The organism is Enterobacillus tribolii, assembly GCF_003363015.1.
GTDB classification, from domain to species: Bacteria; Pseudomonadota; Gammaproteobacteria; order Enterobacterales; family Enterobacteriaceae; genus Enterobacillus; species Enterobacillus tribolii.
Genome location: NZ_QRAP01000001.1, coordinates 89,968 through 113,630 on the forward strand (window position 1 = coordinate 89,968; position 23,663 = coordinate 113,630).

Sequence of the window (23,663 nt, forward strand, 5' to 3'; positions counted from 1 at the left end):
TATAGAGACTAAATTTGACAGATGCCTCTGGCTGCTGAAGAACGTGTGTTGGTGACGCAATCAGAGTCATGGACGGACTGATGTTGCATGAGCGATTTCCTTTCTTACTTTATAGGTAACCCATCCCGTTCATGGGATATGTTCTGATGAGTTTTTTATGTTAAGCCTTTTACCAACAGGAGGTTGATAAATGAATATGGTTGTTTATGGATATCCTGAAACTATTTTAAGAGGAATAGTTACATCTAATACAGTAGGTGATGGCATCTATGCAAAAACAGAAACGAGTATTCACATTGTAAAAAATGCTGAATCTGACTCGTTGTTCTCAGATGTAATTCATGGCAGTAAGTTCAAATTTATTATCGGTGATGAAGATCATGCTATTAATGCGAGTTTTTCTGATGTGATCGGGAATTTATATATATTTACGGGCGTTTAACCCTCCTCTAAAAATTATAACCTGCTCAAGCCCAGAGCCGGGGTTTATTGGAAATGCTGGGGCATCGCGAGTTGTTCAACCCTCAACATACACACTCTGCAATATAAGATGCCCCAGCGAAATACAAATATATTCACGCTCAAATAAAAGTCAAGATAAGTGACGGGCGGCTTCTCCGGGAGATGATTACATCCTGCTCGGCAGGCAAAGCAGTGGTATTTGAAGGGGGACTGGAACCCGTTGAGTCGCAACCGGCAGAAAATGACACGCTGCCTGACGGTGAAACCGATCTGCAGGAAGCACAGAAATAGCCCGCAAATCGTTAGCGAGCTGTCAGGGTTTTACCATGAGCAAATGGCAGAAAAGAAAAAACCAGCCGTAACAGGCTGGTTTTCTTTGGGAATTTTGGTCGGCACGAGAGGATTTGAACCTCCGACCCCTGACACCCCATGACAGTGCGCTACCAGGCTGCGCTACGTGCCGAAACAGTGGGTGTATACTACCGGTTCCGTGGTGATTTGCAACCCCCTGATATCACGACTGCTTTAGTTTTAAACGATCCGACGGAACAACGTTCACGCCGTTGAATCGCTAATTGGCAATAAAGCGTTTTACTTCAGTCAGAACCTGCAGCAGCAGCGCCAGCTGGGGCTTCTCGCCGCGTATTTCTTCATTGTCGCCGTCATACGTGCGGTAGTGGCCGTTCTGGTTCAAAATGATGGTCTGCTCCGGCGTAACAATCACCAGCTGGTTATTGTCGCCCAGCGCCAGCCAGTTATTGCGCCGCTGTATCCGGAACAAATCTTCACCCTGAGTGTAATCTCCGGCACGGGTATCAACGTGCAGCAGGCGCTGCATCAGCGTCGCCATAACGTCTTCATGGCTGGTCAGGCGACTGATGGACTGCGCCGGCGTGCCGGGCCAGTGAATGACCAGCGGCACCTGCAACTGATAGCGGCTGTAGTTGGTGCCGTTGCCCCAGTCGCCTTTGCCGCTGTCATTGAATTCAACGCCGTGGCTGGCGGTAATCACGACCACGGTATTCTTCAGCGCATCACGGGATTCAAGCGTGTCCAGCATCGTGGCGATTTGCCGGTCGACATCGCCCGCGCTTTGTTGATAGCGGGTAATGAAGCGATCGGGCTGTTCGCCGTTCGCCATCGTCATGCTGCTGCCGTCCAGATTCACGTAAGCGAACCAGGGGGAATTGGCCGAACGCATAGTCAGCCAGCGCTGCCATTGGCTCACGGTATTAGCGTCGCTCTGTTTCGCCGCCGCAGGCAGGGTGAAATCGCTCAGCAGCGCCTGGCGGTAGAGCGGGGCGCTGAACCCGCCGGATGAGAACAGGCCAAACTGATAATTCTGCCGCGTCAAAGCGGTGATCAGCGCGGAGGATTTCCGCCCGGCCAGCACGCCGTCCAGGTAGGTGGGCGAAATGCCGTAAAACAGCCCAAACAGACCGCTGTCAGTACGGTTACCCGAACTGTAGTGATTGGTGAAGTCCAGATTCTCGTCGGCGAAACCGGCCAGCGAAGGCATATCTTTTTTCAGATCGTCGGCACGCAGGCCGTCGACCACCACCAACAGCAGGTTGTAGCCTGCGCCATTGTCATGGTAACTCAGGCTGCTGAGCGGATACTCCACCGTAACCGCCTCCGGATTACCCTGCTGAATCAGCCGCTGCTGGTATTCCTGCGCGTTAAGCAGCCCGTGTTTTTCCAGGAAACGCCGTGCCGTCATGGGATAGGAGAGCGGCAGGTTGGCGCGCTGCATGGTGATCTGACGGTAAAAATTGGCGTCGGCCCAGATATAAATCAAATGCGATGCGACGAACGCGGAGATGAACACCCCAGCCAGTGGTTTACCGAACTTCTGCCGGTTCAGGCTGCGCAGTTTTTGCCAGCTCCAGGTGCCGAACAGCATCTCAATCAGAAAGATCACCGGCACGCTGATAAACATCAACTGCCAGTCGCGTGAAAGCTCGCCCTGGTCCGGGTTAATGACCAGCTCCCAAACCACCGGATTCAGGTGCAGGTGGAAGCGGGTAAATACTTCACTGTCGACCAGCAGCAGCGTCAGCCCGGCGGTGGCCAGTATGGCGGAAATGAAACGCAGCAGACGCTGGGAAACCACGATGAACGTCAGCGGGAAAATGATCAGGATATAGGCGGAGAAGCCGATAAAACTGAAATGCCCAAGCCAACTGACGATAGCGTATATCCGCCCCGCGAGCGATGCGGGCCAGTCGGCGACGAACAGATAGCGGCTGCCCAGCACTAACCCCAGCAGAATGTTAAACAGGGCGAACCAGTGACCCCAACTCACCATCTGGGATACTTTGTCACGATAGCGCTGAGGGTTGTTCACCATAAATTCTGTCTGTTAGTCCGGGCTGAAAATTAGTGGGCTCTGTCTTCCCGAATGGAAGCCTGCAGAGCTTCCGCAAACGAGCGGGCAATTGCATGACGTTGAGCAGGCGCAATGCTGGTGTTGATCAGATTAGTCACCATATTACCCAGCACCATCAATGAAAGATCGGTGGGCGTCTGATCGTGTTCCAGAACCTGAACCAGTTTGGTAAGCAGCTGTTCTACCTGCTCGTCGCTGTAACGGGATGATTGTGGCATAAATTCTTACTTTGTGGACTGACAAAGTCGCCTATTTTAACGTATGAAGTCAGTTTTTTCCGCTCTTTTATACATCTATTATCATTTGCATTCATTCCCGGGTGGGAAGCCGCTTGCGATGAGGGCGCAAGGGTGTTTGAATACGCCGTCATAATCTGCCAGCGGGCCGTAAAAAGGGGAGAATTTTTAGCATGAGCCTGGATATCGACCAGATTGCCCTGCACCAGTTGATCAAGCGTGATGAGCAACAACTGGACGTAATATTGCGCGATTCACTGCTGACCAATAACAGCACCGTCGACGAAATGATGGCGGAACTGCATCGTGTTTACAGCGCCAAAAATAAGGCCTACGGCACCTTCGACGAAGGCAGCGAACTGGCGGACGCGTTGCGGGCCTGCCGCCGCGGAGATGAAGACTTCCTGGCGTTCAGCCGCGCCGCTACCGGCCGGCTGCGTGATGAGCTGGCGAAGTACCCCTTCGCAGACGGCGGCATCGTGCTGTTTTGCCAGTATCGCTACCTGGCGGTGGAGTATCTGCTGATCGCGGTACTCAACAGCTGCAACAGCATGCGCGTCAACGAACAACTGGATATCAGCAGTACGCATTATCTGGATATCATGCATGCCGACATCGTCGCGCGTATCGATCTCACCGAATGGGAAACCAACCCGGAGTCGCAGCGTTACCTGACCTTCCTGAAAGGCCGGGTTGGGCGTAAGGTCTCCGATTTCTTTATGGATTTCCTGGCGGCCAGCGAGGGGCTTAACGCCAAGGTGCAAAATCGCGGGCTGTTGCAGGCTGTGGATGATTACTGCGCCGAAGCTCAGCTGGACAAGAACGAGCGCCAGTCCTACCGGCAACAGGTTTACACCTACTGCAACGGGCAACTGCAGGCCGGGGAAGAAATCGAGCTGGACGCGCTGGCCGAAGAGTTACCCGCCGTCGGTGAGAAAAACTTCCGCGAGTTCACCGCCGAGCAGGGGTACGATCTGGCGGAAAGCTTCCCGGCAGATCGCGGTACGCTGCGTCAGTTGACCAAGCTGGCGGGCAGTGGCGGCGGCCTGACGCTCAACTTCGACGCGTTGCTGCTGGGAGAACGTATTTTCTGGGACCCGGCGACCGATACCCTGACCATCAAGGGCACGCCGCCCAACCTGCGCGATCAGCTGCAACGCTACACCAAAAGCGGCAGCTAAACGTGAAGCATAAAAAAACGCCGCGAAATCGCGGCGTTTTTTCGTTCCATCGACGTAAGCGATTAAGCGCGTACGAAGTCGATGTGAGTCAGTTTCGGCTTGAACGGGTGACGCTGAACAGCCTGAACTTTGACTTTGGTTTCTTTACCATCGATAACCAGCGCGATAACTTCGCCGTAGAAGCCTTCTTTAGCCTGCATGTTCCAGGTGCTGTCGTGATCCAGAACGATGGAAACCGGCTCTTCTTTACCACCGTAAACGATGGCCGGGAATTTGCTGGCGGAACGCAGGCGGCGGCTCGCACCCTTACCCTGCTCAGTACGTACAGTTGCATTAAGAGTAAACATTAATCTGTCTCTTTTTCAGAAAAATTAAGCCTGTTACAGGCGACCCAGCAACAGGCAGACGATTCTGCTTTTATGAATAAAAGCGGGCGGCATTCTAACGGAATACGGCGCCAACGGCAAATAAATCCGTGTTGTTCTTAGCCGCGCAGCTCGTTGGCTTTGCGGTAGCGGCCCTGATAATCGAAGATCTTTTCGCGGATTTGCCAGAACTGCCCGCGGCGGCGCGCCACCACAAAATCGGGGTGGCGCAGCTTGTCCTGCTGGGCCACGATGTCCGCGGCGTTGCGCCAAACCAGCTCCGTACCGGGCGCACGCAGGTGCGGACGCAGAAACAGTTGGCGAAACGCGGTGAGCTGGGCCGGGGTGCGCAGGCGGAAACGTTCGCCGGCGTCGGCGCCGTCCTCGTCGTAGTAGGTGATGCCCAGCCATTCCCCTTTATCGTCCTGCCCGTGACGCAGGCGCATGCCCGCGCAGCGCAGCACCAGGGCATCCTTCAGCTTCAGCGCCTCTTTCAGCATGTCGTCGGGGTCGACCAGTATGGCGTCGCACTGATGGCAGCGGCGCGCAGCGATGTCGTTTTCCGCGCCGCACTGCGGGCAGTTTTTGAAGCGGAAGCGGTAATCGCACTGTTCGCGCGCGCCGTCGTCGTCTTCCAGCCAGCCCTGACAGCGGCGGCCATAATGCTCGATGACGTTGCCGTTTTCGTCGCATTTCCCCCAGAACGTGTTGGCGAAGCCGCAGCCGGGGCAGAAAACCTGTACCGGCTGGCTGTCGCCGTGCGGTTTACTGTTGCCGACTTCCGGGGTGTAGAGATCGTGCGGGTTGCCGGCATAGTCCAGAATCAGGCAGTCCGTTTTGTCCGGCGAGAGGCGTAGGCCGCGGCCGACGATTTGCTGATACAGGCTGACGGACTCCGTCGGGCGCAGAATGGCGATCAGGTCGACATGCGGAGCGTCAAAGCCGGTGGTCAGCACGGCGACGTTAACCAGGTAGTGCAACTGCCGGGCCTTGAAAGCGGTAATGATCGCGTCGCGCTCTTTTCCCGGGGTATCGGCGCTGACCAGTGCGGCGCGTCCGGCGGGCAGCAGGCTGAGGATCTCTCTGGCGTGCTCTACCGTGGCAGCGAAAATCATGACGCCCTGGCGATCGCGTGCGTACTCTTCAATCTGGCTGACGATATGCGGCGTAATGCGTTGCTGCTGTTTCAGCTCGCGGTTGAGATCCACCTCGCGGAAAAGCCCGTTGCTGCCCGGCTCCAGGCGGCTGAAGTCATACTGCACCACCGGCATGTCGAGGCGTTCCGGCGGCACCAGAAAACCGTTTTTGATCATATAGCGCAGGGGAAGCTCATAAATACAGTCGCGGAACAGCGTGTTGGCGTCGCCGCGTACGATGCCGTGGTAATGGAACTGATAGATCCAGCCTTTTCCCAGCCGGTAGGGCGTAGCGGTCAGCCCCAGCAAACGCAGGTTCGGATTCCGCGCGCGCAGGTGCTGTAAAATCTGCTGATACTGACCGTCGTCACCGTCGCCGATACGGTGGCATTCATCCACGATCAGCAACGAAAAGCCGTCGCCGAAACGATCCAGATTGCGCGCCACCGACTGCACACTGCCGAATACCACTTTTCCCTCGCTCTCTTTCTGTTGCAGACCCGCAGAAAAAATATCGGCCTCCAGGCCGTAAGCGCGGTATTTGGCGTGATTTTGCGCAACCAGCTCCTTCACGTGCGCCAGAACCAGCACCCGCCCGCGCGCCAGGCGCGCCAGTTCCGCGATGACCAGGCTTTTCCCCGCGCCGGTAGGCAGCACGATGACGGCCGGCTCACGGTGATGACGAAAGTAGTTGATGGTCGCGTCTACGGCTTCGCGTTGATAAGGACGTAAAGTAAATCCCATAATGTTGCCCGGTATCCTGCTTATTTCACCCCATAGCATGAAGCAACGGCCGGCCGATGGCAATTTGACTACGCTTGATCGCAGAGCATCGTTATACTAGGCGGCTTTGTTTCAATGGGCTTCCCATTTTTAACTCTATTCTTTACACCGGAAATAAGCAGGTTTCATGCGACTTGATAAGTTTTTATCCCAACAGTTAGGGATCAGCCGTTCGCTGGTGGCGCGCGAATTACGCGCTCAGCGCGTGACGGTGGACGACGAGGTGGTAAAAAGCGGGGCGTTTAAAGTGCTGCCGGAACATCAGGTGGCTTACGACGGCAACGTGCTGGAGCAAATCAACGGTCCGCGCTATTTCATGCTGAACAAGCCCGAAGGTTATGTCTGTTCTACCGACGATCCGGACCATCCGACTATTCTCTATTTCATCGACGAGCCGTTGGCGGAAAAACTGCATGCGGCAGGGCGGCTGGACATCGATACCACCGGGCTGGTGTTGCTGACCGACGACGGGCAGTGGTCGCACCGCATTACGTCCCCCAAGCATCACTGCGAGAAAACTTACCGGGTGACGCTGGAACACCCGCTGGCGGCGGATACGGCGCAACGCTTTACCGACGGCGTGCAACTGCACGGCGAGAAAAGCCTGACCAAGCCCGCACAGTTGGAGGTGATTGACGAACATAACGTTCGCCTGACCATCAGCGAAGGGCGCTATCATCAGGTCAAACGGATGTTTGCCGCGGTGGAAAACCGTGTTACCGCGCTGCACCGGGAGCGAATCGGCGCAATCGTGTTGGACGAAACGCTTGAGCCGGGTGAATACCGCCCGTTGACGGCGGAGGAAATCGCCAGCATCGCCGTTCCCGGCAACAAGGGGTAAGTGCGCGTGCAACAATCCCGTACTTCCCATCTGGGGCTGATTTTCATCCTCGGCCTGCTTTCCATGCTGATGCCGCTGGCGATAGATATGTATCTGCCCGGTATGCCCGTCATTGCCGAACAGTTCGGCGTGCCGGGCGGTCAGGTTCAGATGACGCTGACCAGCTACACGCTGGGTTTCGCCTTTGGTCAGTTGATATACGGCCCGATGGCGGACAGCCTGGGGCGTAAGCCGATCATCATGTACGGCACGCTGGCGTTCGCGCTGGCCGGCGCCGCCTGCGCGCTGTCGCAAAGCATTGATCAACTGATTTGGATGCGTCTGCTGCACGGGCTCGCCGCTGCGGCCGCCAGCGTGGTGATTAATGCCCTGATGCGCGATATGTTCACCAAGGACGAGTTCTCGCGCATGATGTCTTTCGTGGTGCTGGTCATGACCATCGCGCCTTTGCTGGCGCCGATACTGGGCGGCGCGCTGCTTGTTTGGTTCAGCTGGCATGCGATTTTCTGGACCATGGCCGCCGCCGCGCTGCTGGGTACGATCCTGGTGGCCGTCAACATCCGCGAAACCCTGCCGAAAGAGAAACGTCAGCCGTTCCGGCTGCGCAACACGGCCGGAAATTTTGCTTCGCTGTTTCGCCATAAGCGGGTGCTGTGCTATATGCTGGCCAGCGGTTTTTCGTTTGCCGGCATGTTTTCATTCCTCAGCGCCGGCCCGTTCGTCTACATCGATCTCAACGGCGTGTCGCCGCAGCATTTCGGTTATTACTTTGCACTGAATATCGTCTTCCTGTTCCTGATGACCCTGATTAACAGCCGTAACGTCAGGCGCTTCGGCGCAACCCGCATGATGCGTTTCGGGCTGATGGTGCAACTGGTGATGGGGATCTGGCTGGTACTCTCCGCATTGATGGGGCTGGGGTTCTGGGCGCTGGTGATTGGCGTGGCCGCCTACGTAGGGTGTATCGCGATGATCTCATCCAATGCGATGGCGGTGATTCTCGATGATTTTCCGCATATGGCGGGAACGGCGTCTTCGCTGGCGGGAACGCTGCGCTTCAGCCTGGGTTCGGCGGTCGGCTCCCTGTTGGCGCTGGCCCCGGCCCGCAGCGCCTGGCCGATGATTTGCTCCATGGCGCTGTGCATCATCGTCGCGATGCTGTTGTTCCTGTATGCCAGCCGGGGAGTGAAGCGCAAAACGCAGGCGGCGTGATCGCCGCCACACGCGTTCCTGCAATCAGGCTCTCCGTTATCTGATTGTTTGTTAGGGAATTGTTATTTATTATTCACCGGTGCGGACACGTCATCACAGCGTTAAGGCTTGTCCGCATTACCGGTCTAAATAACGCGCCATACAACCTCAATAATAAGATACTTATTACTTTCTTTATCCTGCCTGCTATATCGCAACGATATTCTTTACCTGAGTAAGACTCATTCATTTATCTGGAGAATTACTCAGAATTAGACAATAAAATTATCAATATACTTGGCAAAAGATGCTCAGACGTTGGCAGTAAATTGTGCATTATTTGTGCCATATGAAGAAATATCCGAAACTGGCGGCGATGCGCTTAATAAATGGTTCTTATCATTTTGAATTTATTGATTTTTCAATGGCAGTTAACCCTTAAGTGGTAAGTCAAAAACAATGTATGTTTGTACTATGTGAAATTAAAAATATGCTCGCGTAATTAAAATGAAACAAAAATGGTTGAGATAAACGGAAGAAAGGTATACATATACCCCGCAAGAACAATGATTCCGCGGACACAATAGAGAACAAGCACCCGGTGGAGCAGGGGAGTGATGACGCTTCAGCGGGGGAAAATCCGGTAAGCGGGAAAGATAATTAATAACGAAATAAGAAAAAATGCCCCCTATAAAGGGAGTTTTGTGCGTTATCTTATTTACGATGTGAGTTTTTTGTGAAAAAATTGTTTTATATTTTCAGCTAGGGTAAAAAAGTGAACAGTTTCCAACTTTCGATCGTCCACCGATTGCCACAAAGTTATCGTTGGTCATCGGGTTTTACCGGCGTCAAGGTTGAACCCGTCACAGCGGTAACGACCGCGGACACCGACAATAATCTGATAGGCCTTAAGTTGCTTAGCCATGAGGGCGCGGTGGCGCGTCAGATCATGCGCTATCTGGAGCAGTCGCTGCTTGAGATGCAGATAGACTGCTTTATTGTTGAGTATGAAGGGGAGCCTTGCCTTTTTGTGCATCTCAGGGATGAAAGCGCCGTGATGTGCCGCCTGAAAAACGTTGGCGTCGCCATCGCAGAACCCGTAGCCGCACACTATCCTTTCTGACGCCCGGCGATCAAACCGGGTGTCTGCTTAATCTGCAAACGACAGCAACTGGCGGGTGTAATCCTGCGCGGGCGCGGAAAAAATACGCTCACACTCTCCTTGTTCGATGACATTTCCGCCTTTCAGTACGATCACCTGATGACACAGGGATCGCACCACCTGCAAATCGTGACTGATGAACAGATAAGCCAACTGATGACGTTGCTGAAGCGTTTTCAGCAAGGTCAGAATCTGTGCCTGCACTGAGCGGTCCAATGACGATGTAGGCTCATCCAGTATCAGCAACTGAGGCTGCAAAATCAGCGCCCGCGCGATGGCGATGCGTTGCCGTTGCCCGCCGGAGAATTCGGACGGATAACGCGAGCGGTTTTCCGGATCAAGGCCGACTTCCTGCATGGCCGCAATAACCCGCTCTTCACGCGCCTGCGGCGTCAGCTTTTGATGCACCAGCAACCCTTCGGCAATGATCTGCTCTACGTTAAGGCGCGGATTCAGTGCGGAAAACGGGTCCTGGAATACCACCTGAATGCGGCTGCGAAACGGTAGCAGCTGCTTGTTGTTGAACTGATGCAGGGGCTGGCCGTCAAACCAAATCTCACCCTGCGAGGGCAGCAGGCGCAGCAGCGCCAGCCCGGTGGTGCTCTTGCCGGAACCCGACTCTCCGACCAGCCCCAGGCTTTCCCCGCGGCGCAGGGTAAAGCTGACGTTATTCACAATGGTGTTGTAGCCGGTGGTACGGCGTAGCAGGCCTTTTTTTACCGCAAAGCTGACGTTGAGCTCCCTGACCTTTAACAGATCCTGCTCGGGCTGGGGCAACGGGGCAGGCTGGCCATGCGGCTCTGCGTTAAGCAGCGCCTGGGTGTATTCATGCTGCGGCGTGCTGAACAAGGTTGCGCAGGGGGCGTATTCAACCCGTTTGCCCTGCCGCATCACGGCGACATTGTCTGCCAGACGACGCACGATATTCAGGTTGTGGGTGATAAACAGCATCGCCATGTTCAGCTCCTGGCGCAGCTCTTTCAGCAGCGTCAGGATTTGGGCCTGTACGGAGACGTCCAGAGCGGTGGTCGGCTCATCGGCAATCAGCAGGCGCGGATGAGTCAGCAACGCCATGGCGATCATCACGCGCTGGCGCTCTCCGCCGGACAGCTGGTGCGGGTAGTCGCGCAGGCGGTTTTTGGCATTGCGGATGCCCACGCGGTCCAGACAACTGATGATTTCCCCGCGCGCCTGCTCGCTGCGCATGCCGCGATGCAAAGACAGCACTTCCGCCAGCTGTTTTTCGATAGTGTGCAGCGGGTTCAGGGAAACCATCGGCTCCTGAAAAATCATGGCGATGTCGTTACCACGCACTTTACGCAGCGCGCTTTCCGGCGCATCCAGCAGGGATTTACCGGCAAACAGGATCTCGCCCTGAGGGTACACTACCGGCGGAGAGGGCAGCAGGCGCAGCACGGAAAGCGCGGTGACGCTTTTGCCTGAGCCGGACTCCCCCACCAGCGCCAGGGTTTCTCCTTCGGCTACGGATAACGACAGCCCGTCGACGACCTGACGCACCTCTTCGCCGCGGCGGAAGGCGATACTGAGATCCCGGATGGAAAGTAATGGCGTCGTCATATCAATATACCTTTGACGGGTCGAAGGCGTCGCGTACCGCTTCGCCGATGAAAATCAGCAGCGACAGCAGGGAAGCCAGCACGAGAAAGGCGGTAATCCCCAGCCAGGGCGCCTGGAGGTTATTTTTCCCCTGCAACAGCAGGCTGCCCAGCGAAGGCGAACCGATCGGCAGGCCGAAGCCGAGGAAGTCCAGCGACGTCAGGGTGGTGATAGAACCGCACAGAATAAACGGCAGGAAGGTCAGCGTCGCGACCATCGCATTGGGCAGCATATGGCGGCGCATAATGGTGCCGTCGCGCACGCCCATCGCCCGCGCTGCGCGGATATAGTCGAAGTTACGCGTACGCAGGAACTCAGCGCGCACCACGCCGACCAGGCTCATCCAGCCGAACGTCACGGTAATCGCCAGCAGCCACCAGAAGTTGGGCTGTACCACGCTGGAAAGCAGGATAATCAAAAACAGCGTCGGCATGCCCGACCACACTTCAATAATGCGCTGGCCGATCAGGTCGACCTTGCCGCCGTAATATCCCTGCGTGGCGCCCACGGTAATACCGATGATGCTGGCAAGAAGCGTCAGCATCAGCCCGAACAGGATGGAGATGCGCAGGCCGTACAGCACCTGGGCAAGCACGTCGCTGCCGTTTTCGTCCGTTCCCAGCCAGTGCTGGAAGGAGGGGGGCGCGGGGAAAGGAACGTCGGTAGTGAAATTGATGCTGTTATAGCTGTAGCGAACCGGCGCCCAGATGGCCCAGCCGTTGTCTTCGATATTTTTCAGCAGCACCGGGTCCTGATAATCCGCCGCGGTGCGGAACTCGCCGCCGAAGGTGGTTTCGCTGTAGTTCACCAGAAACGGCGTGTACAGCTGATTTTGGTAACTGACCAGCAGCGGCTTGTCATTGGCGATGAGCTCCGCCGCCAAGCTGAGGATAAAAATAACGACGAATAACTTCAGTGACCAGTAACCGCGGCGGTTGGCCTTGAATCTTTCCCAGCGGGCCTGATTGATAGCATTGAGTCTCATCAGTTGCGCGCCTCGAAATCAATACGGGGATCGACGAGGGTGTAGGTGATATCGCTGACGATGTTCAGCAACAGGCCGATCAGCGTGAAAATGTACAACGTGCCGAACATTACCGGGTAATCGCGTTGCAACGTGGCGTCGTACCCCAACAGGCCGAGGCCGTTAAGGGAGAAGATGACCTCAATCAGCAGCGAGCCGGTAAAAAACATGCTGATGAACGTGGCCGGGAAACCGGCGATCACCAGTAGCATCGCGTTGCGGAATACGTGGCGGTAAAGGATTTTTTTATCATCCAGCCCTTTGGCGCGGGCGGTGGTGACGTACTGCTTACGCACTTCGTCGAGAAATGAGTTTTTGGTCAGCATGGTCAGCGTGGCGAAGCCGCCGATCACCGTTGCGAGTACCGGCAGCGTGATATGCCACAGGTAATCGGTCACTTTCTGATACCAGGGCAGGGTATCGAAGTTGCTGGACACCAGCCCGCGCAACGGAAAGAGATCCCAGTAGCTGCCGCCGGCAAACAACACGATCAGCACCATGGCGAAAAGAAACGCAGGAATGGCGTAGCCGATGATAATCAGCGTACTGCTCCAGGTGTCAAATGCGCTGCCGTTATACACCGCCTTGCGGATGCCCAGCGGAATCGACACCAGGTAAATAATCAGCGTGCTCCACAGGCCGAGGGAAATGGAAACCGGCATGCTGCTTGTGATCAGCGACATTACCGAACCGCCGCGGAACAGGCTGTCGCCGAAATCGAAGCGGATGTAGTTCCACAGCATGGTGAAATAGCGCTCGTGCAGCGGTTTATCAAAGCCGAAACGGTGTTTGATCTCGGCAATCACTTCCGGGTCAAGCCCGCGCGAGCCACGGTACTGGCCGTCGCCGAGGTTCGCGGAACCCAAACCGGCGGAGGCCGCGCTGGAATACTCAGCTCCGCCGCCCGCGTTAAGCCCGCTGCCGCGACCGAATTCGATGGCGGCGATGGCCTGATCGACCGGCCCGCCGGGAGCGATTTGGACGATAAAAAAGTTAATGGTAATAATTGCCCACAGCGTGGGAATAATCAGCAGTAAACGGCGTATCAGGTAGGCAGTCACGGATTCTCCTTAGTTTCAACGCCGTTGTTCAGGCAGGCGCGACGCGCGGTTCACGTCGTACCACCAGGTATCGAAGCCCAGGCTGTAAGTCGGGCGCAGTGCGGGCATGGAGAACTTATCCCAGTAGGCCAGACGGTCGTGATTGGAATACCACATCGGCAGCATGTAGTAGTTCCAGGTCAGCACCCGGTCCAACGCCCGTCCGAGCGCACGCAGGGCATCAGGTTTGCCCTGATTGGCGATGATTTCGGCCACCAGCGTATCAACGGCGGGGTCCTGCACGCCGGGTGCGTTCCACGACGAATCCAGGTAGTGGGAGTCCCACAGGATTTTCAGCGAGGTTTCCGGATAGTTCATGCCCTGATAAACCGTCGGCATCATGTCGTAGTCCCGCTTACGCATGCGGTTGAGGTACTGCGACGTGTCGATCTGGCGGATTTCCATGGTAATGCCCAGCCGCGCCAGATTGTGCTGGAATGGCTGAACGTACTGGAAATTACTGCCGGAGAGCAGCAAAAGTTCGAAAACGAACGGCTTGCCGGTCTGCTTATTGACCAGGCGCTGATCCTTCACTTCCCAGCCGGCTTCTTCCAGCAGCCTGGCCGCTTTAAGCAGGTTTTCCCGATCGTTGCCGCTGCCGTCGGTCTGCGGCGGCTGATAGATTTGGCTGAGCGTCTCCGCCGGAATTTTATCCTTCAGCGGCGCCAGCCAGCCCAGTTCTGCCGCATCGGGGTAGCTGCGTGCGGCGTACGGGGTATTCTGGAAGTAGCTGTCGGTGCGCTGATAAGCACCGTAATACAGCGCTTTGTTCATCCAGTTGAAATCAAACGCCAGGGTGATGGCTTCGCGCACCCGCCGGTCGGCGAAGATAGGGCGTTTGATGTTGAAGGCCAGCCAACGGGTGTCCTGCGCTGCCTGGTTGATGTCATCCTGGGTAACGATGTATTTGCGCGCAAAGTTGCCGCCTTTATACTGCGTCGCCCAGTTTTTCGGCGACGTTTCAATACGGAAGTCGTAAGCGCCGGCCTTAAAGGCTTCCAGCGAGACTTTGTCGTCCTGATAGTAATCGTAGCGGATGGTGTCGAAGTTAAAGCGCCCGCGGTTGACCGGCAGGTTTGCCGCCCAATAATCACGCACCCGCGCATAGGTCACGTATTGCCCCAGACGATAGTCGGAAACCCGGTACGGGCCGCTGCCCAGCGGCGGGGTGCTCAGCGGATCGGAAAGTTTGTGGTGCTGCCAGTAACTGGCGGGCATGATCTTCAGGCCGCCGATCAGGCTGAGCATCATCTCTTTGTCCGGTTCGGGAAGCTCGAAGCGGACCGTCAGGCGGGAAATGGCCTTCACCTTTACGCCGCGATAAAAGCTGCGGAACTGGGGAACCCCTTCGGTCGTGAATTTATTAAAACTGAACTCGACGTCTTTTGCGGTGATCGGGGTATTGTCCTGAAAACGGGCATTGGCGTTCAGGTTGACTTCGGCCCAGCGATACTGGCTGTCGTAACGCACGGACTCGCCGATCAGCGGATAATAGCTGCCGATTTCATCGGCAGAGGAGGCAAACAGGGTATCGTACATTTCGCCGCTGCGGGCGGCCGGGTTACCGCGCATCGAGTAACGGTTGAAGCTGTCGTAGGTGCCGATGGCGGCAAGCGTGATGTCGCCGCCTTTGGGCGCGGCGGGGTTTACGTAATCGAAGTGCGTAAAGTCGCTGGTGTATTTAGGCTCGCCGAGGATGGACAGGGCATAGCTCTCATTGATGGTATCCGCCCGGACGTTCAGGCTCAGCAACGAAAAAAACAGTGCGATCAACACGCGCGCATACATAGACCAATAAGCTCCCGCTCAGAAAACAGACAAAGGGTGATGCCGTCACACCGCGTTGTTCCCACATGAACCATTTGCTTCCTGCGGAAAGGTAAGACCGGCCAAACGCCTCCCGTCACCGCACTCCTGCGGATATACCAATAATATCAATATAATGGCTTTTGCGGGATAAAAGTTTATTAAGTGACGTTTTTTTGCCTTTCTTTTATCCGATTTACACGGCGGGGCGCTGCCAGTGACGTATGAAATCCTGCAGTTGCGCCAGGGGAATCGGCCGGCAATAGAGAAACCCCTGAAAATAGTGTACGCCGCGTTTACGCAGGTATTCCGCCTGCTCTTCGTTCTCTACGCCCTCCGCGACTACGCGGAGCTGAAGTTTTTCCGCCAGCGAAAGCACGGCGTCCAGTACCGGCGCGGTTACGGTGTCCATGCCGATGGAGTGAATGAAGCCCCGGTCGATTTTCAGATAATCGATTTTGTAGCGCTCCAGGTAGATGAGCGCGCTGTGCCCGGTGCCGAAGTCGTCAATGGAAATGGCGACGTTTTGCTGGTGCAGCCAGTCGAAAATCTCCTCCGCATCGCCGTGTTGCACCATGCTGCGTTCGGTGATTTCAAACACCGCCTGAAAGTGCGCGGGCGGCAGTTGAGAGAGAAATTCCAGGACGTCGCCGCGAAAGTCGGGATCGGTGAGCTGCGACGGCGCGATATTGATGCCGAGCTTGACGTCGGCCGACAGCAGCGACGTCAGCTGATGCGCTTCGCGCGCGACCTGCGCCAGAATGTAGCGGGTGAGAGGGATGATAAGCCCCTGCGCTTCGCAGTAAGGAATGAACTGGTCCGGCGGGATCAGCCCCAGGCGGGGGTGCTTCCAGCGGATCAGGATTTCGATGCCGCCGATGCTCATGTCATCAGCATGAATAACCGGTTGGTAAACCAGGAAAAACTCACGGTTTTTGATGCCGCGCAGAATGTCGCGGTCGGCCCTGGTGCGCTGGGAGAGGATGTAATAGGTGGTCATCCAGGCCAGGGCGAAAAACAGCGCGGTCAGCGAGGTCAGCCAGCTGATGTCGCCGCTGCTCAGCGGACGTCCATAGAGCCGGAAAGAAAAGCGGTTGCGTTCGGGATCGGAGAGCGAAACCGACGGGTTGTTGGGTAATGCCGATGCTTTGATGATGCCGGGGGCGAAGGTGCTGATGGCTCTGTCCTGTACAATCAGGGCCAGCCCGGAGGCGGTGCGCTCGCGGGCGAAAAACAGCATATACGGCGCAGGGTCGATATCCAGGGTCATGATGACGCCGGTGTCGGCTCCCGGCCCGGACGCCATCCAGGCTGCCAGGACGGGTTTGTCGTGGATAATCGGCGTACCTTGCTGTAAACGGATATCCGACGGCTGACTCAAATTCAGTTCCGGATAAATATGCTTGACCGGAATAAACATCGTGCGCGTGGCGGAGGAGCAGTAGGCGACGCCGTGCCGAACCAGCAGATATGTCCGCACACCGGGGGCAAACGCCGCCGAACTGGAGAGATTGTCGTAAACGTCCTTGCAGGGCAGGCGCGACAGCGGCAGCAGGTTTTCTATGCGCTTTTGCATGTCGTCGGCAAACCTGGCGGCGTAAGCGACGTCGCTGCGCGCGACGTCCCGCTGCTGGACTTTGCGGTAGTTGTACAGGGAATGTCCGACCACGAAGAAAAACAGGCAGGTGACAAGCAGGGCAACCAGGGTAGGGAGCAAAATACGAAAACGCGAAGGCGCTGTTTTATTATAAAGCGTTGCCTGTAATCCCATTATATTATTGCCCCGGTCGGTGCTGTATTGGCGTATGACATATTCAGGCGCCAGAAAGTAAGACATTTCGGATGAAAAATACAGGTTTTCTCATTAATTGTATTGTGGGTATCCGGTTGAACGTTTTGGCGGATGAAATTGAATCAACTATAGCCTAAATCAGCCAGTTAGCGCGAAGCCTCCTGTTCAGTTCCGCTGCGGGGCGAATCTGATGCGGGTATACTGGGGGATATCGGAACAGCAGCCAGAAATTTTATTGTAATTTGTGTGATATGACTATGAAAAAGCCCTTATCTTCCGGCGGAGCTTCTCCGGCGGTAAAAAATAATTTACACCCGCGCAGCCGCCATCGCGGGCGGTACGATTTTCCGGCGTTGTGCGCGGCGTTGCCCGAACTGAACGAATTCGTGCGGCGCAATGAATGGGGCGATTTGAGCGTGGATTTCGCCGATCCCCGGGCGGTAATTTGCCTTAACCGGGCTTTGCTGAGCCAGCATTATAACGTGGCGCACTGGCAGATACCGCCGGGCGCGTTATGTCCGCCGGTTCCGGGGCGTGCGGATTATATTCATTACCTGGCGGATTTGTTGGCCGCCGACGGCCAGAACGTTATTCCCCGCGGGCCGCAGGTCAGCGTACTTGATATCGGTACGGGCGCGAGCTGCATTTACCCGCTGATCGGTCAGGCGGAATACGGTTGGCGTTTTACCGGTACGGAAACCGATCCGGCCTCGGTCAAAGCCGCGGCGGCGATCGTCAGCGCCAATCCGGGGCTGTCGACCGCGATCCGCCTGCGTACCCAGCCAGATCCGCTGCACATTTTCCGCGGCGTGATCAAAAAAGGCGAACGCTACACCGCGACACTGTGCAACCCGCCGTTTCATGCCTCTGAGCAACAGGCTGGCGAAGGCGCGCAGCGTAAGCGCCGCAATCTCGGTTTGGAGGATAAGCCGGCGCTGAACTTCGGCGGCACCGCCGGGGAGTTATGGTGTGAAGGCGGTGAGACGGGCTTCATCACCCGGATGATCAAAGAGAGCGCGGAATTCGCCAGCCAGGTCAACTGGTTCACCAGCCTGGTGTCGCGTAAAGAAAACCTGAAACCGCTCTATCAGGCGTTAAGGGACGTCGGTGCGCGGGAAGTCAAAACGGTGGAAATGGCGCAGGGCCAGAAAGTCAGCCGCTTCATCGCCTGGACGTTTTTACCGGCGGAAAAGCGTAAATAAGAACGGGTAAGCCGCAGCCCCGGTGAAGGGGCTGCGGGCGGCAATTACGAAACGTGTTGCAGGAACTCCCTCAACCGTTCGCTCGGCGGCGCCGTGATCAGCGCATCCGGCTCGCCGTCCTCGGCAATCCGTCCTTTATCAACGAAAATCAGGCGTGACGCCACCTTCTGCGCAAAGCCGATTTCGTGCGTGACGATCACCATCGTCATGCCTTCTTCGGCCAGATCCTGCATGACCTTCAGCACTTCGTGGCGCAGTTCCGGGTCGAGCGCGGACGTCGGCTCGTCAAACAGCATCATTTTCGGTTTCACCGCCAGGGCGCGGGCGATCGCCACGCGCTGCTGCTGACCGCCGGAAAGTTCGGACGGATAATGATGCGCGCGTTCGGAAAGCCCGACCTTCTCCAGCAGCGCCCGGGCGCGCTTTTCCGCCTCGGCCTTGCTCATGTGGCGTACGCGGATCGGCCCGAACATCACGTTTTCCAGCGCCGTCAGGTGTGGGAACAGGTAAAACTGCTGGAACACCATACCGGCTTCCTGGCGGATCAGGCGTTCGTCCACTTTCGGGTCGTTGACCATCAGGCCATCGACGATTAACTCACCGCGGGTAATCTCTTCCAGCTTGTTGATGCAGCGTAACAGCGTGGATTTGCCGGAGCCGGACGGCCCGATAATCACCACGACCTCGCCCTGATTGATCTTCAGGTTGATGTCGTGCAGGACTTCCGTCTGACCGAAGTTTTTATCAACGTGTTTGAATTCAATCATAATATTTTCATTCTTTTCTCAAGGCGACGCATCACGAAGCTCAACGCCTGGGTGATGACCAGATACACGACGGCGACCGCGGTCCAGGTTTCCATGGCGCGGAAGTTACCGGCGATGATCTCCTGCCCCTGGCGGGTCAGCTCGGCCACGCCGATAACGATGAACAGCGAGGTATCTTTAATGCTGATAATCCACTGGTTGCCCAGCGGCGGCAGCATGCGGCGCAGGGCCAGCGGCATGATCACGTAGCGCAGGGTTTCGCGGCGCGACAGACCAAGGGCCAGACCGGCCTCGCGAAAACCGCTGTGAATTGACTGCACCGCGCCGCGGGTGATTTCGGCGATGTAGGCGCCGGAGTTGATCATGATGGTCACTACCGCGGCAGTGACCGGTTCGATACGCACCGGAACCATCAACGGCAGCGCGAAGTAGATGAACATGACCTGCACGACGATCGGCGTGCCGCGGATTAACTCGATGAAAACCAGCGCGACGTGGCTGCTGAACCAGTCGCCGATTGCGCGGGCCAGGCCGGCAATCACACCGATAATCAGGCCGCCGCATAACCCGAGGATGGAAATCCACAGGGTCAGTTTGGCGCCTTCGAGCAGAATGGGGAGGGCGGACCAAACGGCGCTCCATTCAAACTGCATGGAATATCTCCTGGAAACTTAATGAAAATAAATATCCCGGCGCGGCAAACGCCACGGCCGGGATGAAAAGCGCACTGGCGTTGATTATTTGGGTTCAGTACCGAACCACTTCTTATAAATTTCGGCATAGGTGCCGTTGTCACGCAGGGTTTTCAGCGCGCCGTTAACTTTTTCACGCAGTTCGTCGCTGCCTTTCGGGAAGGCGACGCCGTATTGCTGTGCTTCGAGGGAATCCCCTACGGCTTTGAACTGACCGTTGCCGGCGGTTTTGATGAAGTACAGGATGTTGGGCGTGTCGTGCAGCACGGCGTCGGCGCGGCCGGTGCCCAATTCCATGTAGGCGTTATCGATATTGGGGAACTGACGCAGGTCCTTGGTTTTGATGTTGGCCTTGGCATAGTCTACGGAGCCGGTGCCGCTTTTCACCGCCAGCACTTTACCGTTAAGGTCTTTAACGTCTTTGATTTCGTCGTTGTTGGATTTCACCATGACCAGCAAACCGCTTTTGTAATAACCGTCGGAAAACTCGATGGCTTTCTTACGCTCGTCGGTGATGGTGATGCCGGCCAGCGCCAGGTCAATGTTTTTGGTTTGCAGAGCGGGGATGATGCCGCTGAAATCCATTGGTTTCAGGGTATAGTCGAGCTTCAGCTCTTTGGCGATGGCATCCCACAGATCGATGTCAAACCCGACATACTTATCACCCTGCTTAAATTCGAAAGGAACAAACGCCGTATCCGTTGCCACAATCAGCGGTTTGTCAGCCGCCTGTGCGCTCAGGGAAAGCGCCAGAGTCAGTGCTGCAATGGATGCTTTTAAAATAGATTTCATGAGCAGAATTTCCTTCTGTGTATGACCTGTTTTTACTACCCGTAATTAACTACCCTTATCCTGAATGAAAAAATCGTGCCAGTTTACTCCTCTTAGTAAATTCAAGGGATTAGACTGAATGTCTGGATGCAGGGCCACATTTGTCTGGCCTGATGCACCATTTTGGTGCCCAATAATGGTGCTTATTGGTTTTTGTGGTGCATCCTCTTAGGTTTAAGCCAAAAACACCGGGTAAACAATCGTTGGTTAACATTTGTGTTTCATAAATGCCAACTGAATCTAACTTTTTAACGGGGTGCGGTGACTTCTGCACGTAATTGGTGCAAAAGCCGCAGGTTGTGTGAAGAAAAGAGAGGGTGGAAAACTCAGTTTGGCTGATAGAAGCGGCCGTTGAGCCATAGCCCGACGCCCTCCAGGCAGCCTTCAAAAGTTGGCGTGGGCATGTCATGCGGGGAATACCAACCCCAGCCTTCGCACTTTTCCGGTTCGCGGCGCTGGGGTTCGCCGCCGGCATAATCTGCTACTACGATCAGTGAAATCGAGTGAATGCCTTCGCTGAGCCAGGTTTTCAGGTTATTCACCACGCCGATCGTGCGCGGATTTTTTACGATCAGGCCGGTTTCTTCTTCCGTCTCGCGTACGGCGGTTTGCTCAAAGGTTTCTCCCTCTTCAACGCGCCCGCCGGGAATGGACCAATAGGGGGCATAGCCGCCGCAGCGTTTTCCCATCAGGATTTGGTTTTTATCGTTAACGATGATGACTCCGACACCAACCATAATTGGCATGATTAACTCCGTCAGCAAACTTCAGCAAAATAATGGTAAACACTATTATGACGGACGGGCGTATGCAGGAAAAGTGTGCTGACGCTCAAAAAAATGCTATCAGCTTTTCCGTACCCCTTGCTTATTTTAAAGACGAAGACCAAACTCACGAAACGATTCAGCGCTGTTGCGGATCTTGTCTTTCCCCGAAACAGCGTCAATTTTTCCCCATTGAGCTGAAACGATTCAATTTCACTGGGCAAGGAGAACATATGTTTCATCTTTCCTTACAGGATATCCATCTGGCGGCGAACGCCGGGGATAAAGACGATGCAATCCGGCAGGTTGCCGCGGCGCTGACTCAGGCTGGCTATGTCGGCGAAGGGTATGTGCAGGGGATGCTGAACCGGGAGCTGCAAACGTCCACCTATCTGGGGAACGGCATCGCCATTCCTCACGGCACGACCGAAACCCGCGACCAGGTGCTGAACACCGGGGTACAGGTATTTCAGTTCCCCCAGGGAATTGAGTGGGGCGACGGGCAAAAAGCTTACGTGGTGATCGGTATTGCGGCGCGTTCGGACGAGCATCTGGCGCTGCTGCGTCAGCTGACCCGCGTGCTGGGCGATGACAGCGTCGCAGGCCTGATGGCGAATACCACGTCGGCGGAAGAACTGCGCAGCCTGCTGATGGGCGAGCGTCTGGTGGCAGAATTCCGCTTTGACGCCACCATGATTTCCCTGAACGTTCCCGCTGCCGATCTGGTCACGCTACAGGCGCTGAACGCCGGGCGTTTACAGCAGTTCGGCGCAGTTAATGCGGAGTTCGTCAGCGACGTGATTTCCCGCGAGCCGCTTAATCTGGGGCAGGGGATCTGGCTGAGCGACAGCGCATTGGGCAATCAGGCCAGCGCCGCCGCAGTGGCGCGTCCGCAGACGCCGTTTTTGTACCACGGGGAGCCGGTCGGCCTGCTGCTGACGGTTGCTATGGCGGATGAACAGCCGGAAGGCTTGTTGGGGCACCTCGGTAACTTGCTTCAGCACCAGCAAGCTGAACGTTTGCTGAAGGCGCAGGACGCCGCGGCGATCGTGGCGCTGCTGACCAGCGAAACGGCCGCGGATGATGCGGACGACGGCGTGCTGAGCGCGGAGTTTGTGCTGCGTAACGAGCACGGGCTGCATGCCCGCCCCGGCACCGTTCTGGTCAATACGATTAAACAGTTTGAAAGCCAGATAACCATCACCAACCTCGACGGCACCGGCGTTCCCGCGAACGGCCGCAGCCTGATGAAGGTGGTGGCGCTGGGGATTAAGAAAGGTCACCGCCTGCGGTTTACCGCTCAGGGCAGTGATGCGAAACAGGCATTAGAAACAATTGGCCAGGCCATCAGTGAAGGTCTGGGCGAGGGGGTAGCATGAGCAGAAGAGTTGCAACAATCACACTGAACCCGGCTTACGACCTGGTGGGGTACTGCGCTGAAATCGAGCGCGGAGAGGTTAACCGCGTGCAGACCGCGGGTCTTCACGCGGCGGGGAAAGGGATTAACGTTGCAAAGGTGCTGAAGGACCTGGGCATCGACGTCACCGTCGGCGGCTTTCTGGGTAAAGAGAACCAGGAGGGATTTCAGCAACTGTTCAGCGAGCTGGGTATCGCCAACCGTTTTCAGGTGGTGAACGGCCGTACGCGCATTAACGTCAAGCTGACGGAGAAAGACGGCGCGGTTACCGATTTCAACTTCTCCGGTTTTGACGTTACCCGTCAGGACTGGGAGCGTTTTGTTAACGATTCCCTGAGCTGGCTGGGCCAGTTCGACATGGTATGCGTCAGCGGCAGCCTGCCCGCCGGGCTGAATCCGGATGATTTTACCGATTGGATGCGCCGTCTGCGTACCCAGTGCCCGTGCATTATTTTCGACAGCAGCCGCGAAGCGCTGGTGGCGGGCCTGAAAGCCGCGCCCTGGCTGGTGAAGCCGAACCGCCGCGAGCTGGAGATCTGGGCCGGACGCGAATTGCCGACGCTGGAAGACGTGGTCGGCGCAGCGCACGCGCTGCGCGATCAGGGCATCGCGCACGTTGTGATCTCACTCGGCGCGGAGGGCGCGCTGTGGGTCAATGCATCGGGCGCCTGGCTGGCGAAGCCGCCGGCCTGTGACGTGGTCAGTACGGTCGGCGCCGGGGATTCCATGGTCGGCGGCCTGATTTACGGCCTGATGATGCGCGAATCCAGCGAACATACCCTGCGCCTGGCGACGGCGGTAGCCGCGCTGGCCGTCAGCCAGAGCAACGTGGGCATCACCGATCGAACTCAACTGGCTTCCATGATGGCGCGCGTTGATTTGAAACCTTTTAACTGAGACAGGAC

At 56.3% G+C, this 23,663-nt stretch carries 22 protein-coding genes and 1 tRNA gene; 9 read left to right on the top strand and 14 right to left on the bottom strand.

What is annotated here, in order from left to right; all coding sequences use genetic code 11:
- The first annotated feature begins 190 nt into the window (after window positions 1–190).
- Both C8D90_RS00365 and C8D90_RS22355 read left to right on the top strand, forming a co-directional pair.
- Complete coding sequence (locus C8D90_RS00365; protein WP_115456446.1) at window positions 191–442, top strand: hypothetical protein; 252 nt, start codon at window positions 191–193, stop codon at window positions 440–442.
- Window positions 443–624: 182 nt separating this feature from the next.
- Entirely contained in the window at window positions 625–753 is a 129-nt protein-coding gene (locus C8D90_RS22355; RefSeq protein ID WP_268991098.1) for a hypothetical protein, read from the top strand.
- A 95-nt stretch (window positions 754–848) separates the two neighbouring features.
- Here the strand turns inward: C8D90_RS22355 and C8D90_RS00370 are convergent.
- The 3 genes from C8D90_RS00370 to C8D90_RS00380 form a co-directional block, all read right to left on the bottom strand.
- A tRNA-Pro gene (locus tag C8D90_RS00370) sits at window positions 849–925 on the bottom strand.
- 108 nt (window positions 926–1,033) lie between these two features.
- Complete coding sequence (yejM, locus tag C8D90_RS00375; RefSeq protein WP_115456447.1) at window positions 1,034–2,812, bottom strand: LPS biosynthesis-modulating metalloenzyme YejM; 1,779 nt, start codon at window positions 2,810–2,812, stop codon at window positions 1,034–1,036.
- Window positions 2,813–2,841: 29 nt separating this feature from the next.
- Complete coding sequence (locus C8D90_RS00380) at window positions 2,842–3,069, bottom strand: YejL family protein (RefSeq protein ID WP_115456448.1); 228 nt, start codon at window positions 3,067–3,069, stop codon at window positions 2,842–2,844.
- A 191-nt stretch (window positions 3,070–3,260) separates the two neighbouring features.
- On the opposite strand from C8D90_RS00380, the gene yejK reads away from it, so the two are divergent.
- Window positions 3,261–4,268: a nucleoid-associated protein YejK gene (gene yejK / locus C8D90_RS00385; protein WP_115456449.1), complete on the top strand. Its 1,008-nt coding sequence runs from the start codon at window positions 3,261–3,263 to the stop codon at window positions 4,266–4,268.
- Window positions 4,269–4,330: 62 nt separating this feature from the next.
- Here yejK and rplY read toward each other — a convergent pair whose 3' ends face one another.
- Together rplY and C8D90_RS00395 are read right to left on the bottom strand one after the other, a co-directional pair.
- Window positions 4,331–4,615, bottom strand: coding sequence for a 50S ribosomal protein L25 (gene rplY, locus C8D90_RS00390; RefSeq protein ID WP_115456450.1), 285 nt, complete (start codon window positions 4,613–4,615; stop codon window positions 4,331–4,333).
- Window positions 4,616–4,752: 137 nt separating this feature from the next.
- Window positions 4,753–6,513 carry a DEAD/DEAH box helicase gene (locus C8D90_RS00395; RefSeq protein WP_115456451.1) on the bottom strand — a complete coding sequence of 587 codons (1,761 nt, stop codon included), beginning with the start codon at window positions 6,511–6,513 and terminating at the stop codon, window positions 4,753–4,755.
- 166 nt (window positions 6,514–6,679) lie between these two features.
- On the opposite strand from C8D90_RS00395, the gene rsuA reads away from it, so the two are divergent.
- From rsuA to C8D90_RS00410, 3 genes are all read left to right on the top strand, one after another.
- Window positions 6,680–7,393 carry a 16S rRNA pseudouridine(516) synthase RsuA gene (gene rsuA / locus C8D90_RS00400; RefSeq protein ID WP_115456452.1) on the top strand — a complete coding sequence of 238 codons (714 nt, stop codon included), beginning with the start codon at window positions 6,680–6,682 and terminating at the stop codon, window positions 7,391–7,393.
- Window positions 7,394–7,399: 6 nt separating this feature from the next.
- Complete coding sequence (locus tag C8D90_RS00405; RefSeq protein WP_115457210.1) at window positions 7,400–8,605, top strand: Bcr/CflA family multidrug efflux MFS transporter; 1,206 nt, start codon at window positions 7,400–7,402, stop codon at window positions 8,603–8,605.
- Between the two features lie 754 nt (window positions 8,606–9,359).
- On the top strand, window positions 9,360–9,707 hold the full coding sequence (locus tag C8D90_RS00410) for a YejG family protein (RefSeq protein WP_115456453.1): 348 nt from the start codon (window positions 9,360–9,362) through the stop codon (window positions 9,705–9,707).
- 27 nt (window positions 9,708–9,734) lie between these two features.
- Here the strand turns inward: C8D90_RS00410 and yejF are convergent, their stop codons facing one another.
- The 5 genes from yejF to C8D90_RS00435 all read right to left on the bottom strand — a co-directional run bounded on the left by yejF (window position 9,735) and on the right by C8D90_RS00435 (window position 17,064).
- Window positions 9,735–11,324, bottom strand: a complete 1,590-nt coding sequence (gene yejF / locus C8D90_RS00415) for a microcin C ABC transporter ATP-binding protein YejF (RefSeq protein ID WP_115456454.1) — start codon at window positions 11,322–11,324, stop codon at window positions 9,735–9,737.
- Between the two features lies 1 nt (window position 11,325).
- The gene (locus tag C8D90_RS00420) at window positions 11,326–12,351 is read right to left on the bottom strand and encodes an ABC transporter permease (RefSeq protein WP_230472944.1); all 1,026 of its coding nucleotides are present in this window, start codon (window positions 12,349–12,351) and stop codon (window positions 11,326–11,328) included.
- The gene (locus tag C8D90_RS00425; RefSeq protein ID WP_115456456.1) at window positions 12,348–13,448 is read right to left on the bottom strand and encodes a microcin C ABC transporter permease YejB; all 1,101 of its coding nucleotides are present in this window, start codon (window positions 13,446–13,448) and stop codon (window positions 12,348–12,350) included. Before C8D90_RS00425 ends, C8D90_RS00420 begins: the two co-directional genes overlap by 4 nt.
- Before the next feature lie 15 nt (window positions 13,449–13,463).
- Window positions 13,464–15,275 carry an extracellular solute-binding protein gene (locus C8D90_RS00430; protein WP_115456457.1) on the bottom strand — a complete coding sequence of 604 codons (1,812 nt, stop codon included), beginning with the start codon at window positions 15,273–15,275 and terminating at the stop codon, window positions 13,464–13,466.
- Between the two features lie 214 nt (window positions 15,276–15,489).
- Window positions 15,490–17,064, bottom strand: a complete 1,575-nt coding sequence (locus C8D90_RS00435; RefSeq protein ID WP_115456458.1) for a cyclic di-GMP phosphodiesterase — start codon at window positions 17,062–17,064, stop codon at window positions 15,490–15,492.
- Window positions 17,065–17,342: 278 nt separating this feature from the next.
- Here C8D90_RS00435 and rlmF point away from each other — a divergent pair, with 278 nt between their 5' ends.
- Entirely contained in the window at window positions 17,343–18,287 is a 945-nt protein-coding gene (gene rlmF, locus C8D90_RS00440; protein ID WP_115456459.1) for a 23S rRNA (adenine(1618)-N(6))-methyltransferase RlmF, read from the top strand.
- Window positions 18,288–18,331: 44 nt separating this feature from the next.
- Here rlmF and glnQ read toward each other — a convergent pair whose 3' ends face one another.
- The 4 genes from glnQ to C8D90_RS00460 all read right to left on the bottom strand — a co-directional run bounded on the left by glnQ (window position 18,332) and on the right by C8D90_RS00460 (window position 21,323).
- Complete coding sequence (glnQ, locus tag C8D90_RS00445; protein ID WP_115456460.1) at window positions 18,332–19,054, bottom strand: glutamine ABC transporter ATP-binding protein GlnQ; 723 nt, start codon at window positions 19,052–19,054, stop codon at window positions 18,332–18,334.
- The gene (gene glnP, locus C8D90_RS00450; protein WP_115456461.1) at window positions 19,051–19,707 is read right to left on the bottom strand and encodes a glutamine ABC transporter permease GlnP; all 657 of its coding nucleotides are present in this window, start codon (window positions 19,705–19,707) and stop codon (window positions 19,051–19,053) included. Before glnP ends, glnQ begins: the two co-directional genes overlap by 4 nt.
- An 84-nt stretch (window positions 19,708–19,791) precedes the next feature.
- Window positions 19,792–20,538 carry a glutamine ABC transporter substrate-binding protein GlnH gene (gene glnH / locus C8D90_RS00455; protein ID WP_115456462.1) on the bottom strand — a complete coding sequence of 249 codons (747 nt, stop codon included), beginning with the start codon at window positions 20,536–20,538 and terminating at the stop codon, window positions 19,792–19,794.
- Window positions 20,539–20,903: 365 nt separating this feature from the next.
- Window positions 20,904–21,323, bottom strand: coding sequence for a nucleotide triphosphate diphosphatase NUDT15 (locus C8D90_RS00460; RefSeq protein WP_115456463.1), 420 nt, complete (start codon window positions 21,321–21,323; stop codon window positions 20,904–20,906).
- A 251-nt stretch (window positions 21,324–21,574) separates the two neighbouring features.
- Between C8D90_RS00460 and fruB the strand changes: the two genes are divergently transcribed.
- Together fruB and fruK are read left to right on the top strand one after the other, a co-directional pair.
- Complete coding sequence (gene fruB / locus C8D90_RS00470; protein ID WP_115456465.1) at window positions 21,575–22,720, top strand: fused PTS fructose transporter subunit IIA/HPr protein; 1,146 nt, start codon at window positions 21,575–21,577, stop codon at window positions 22,718–22,720.
- On the top strand, window positions 22,717–23,655 hold the full coding sequence (gene fruK, locus C8D90_RS00475; protein WP_115456466.1) for a 1-phosphofructokinase: 939 nt from the start codon (window positions 22,717–22,719) through the stop codon (window positions 23,653–23,655). Before fruB ends, fruK begins: the two co-directional genes overlap by 4 nt.
- The last annotated feature ends 8 nt before the right edge of the window (window positions 23,656–23,663 follow it).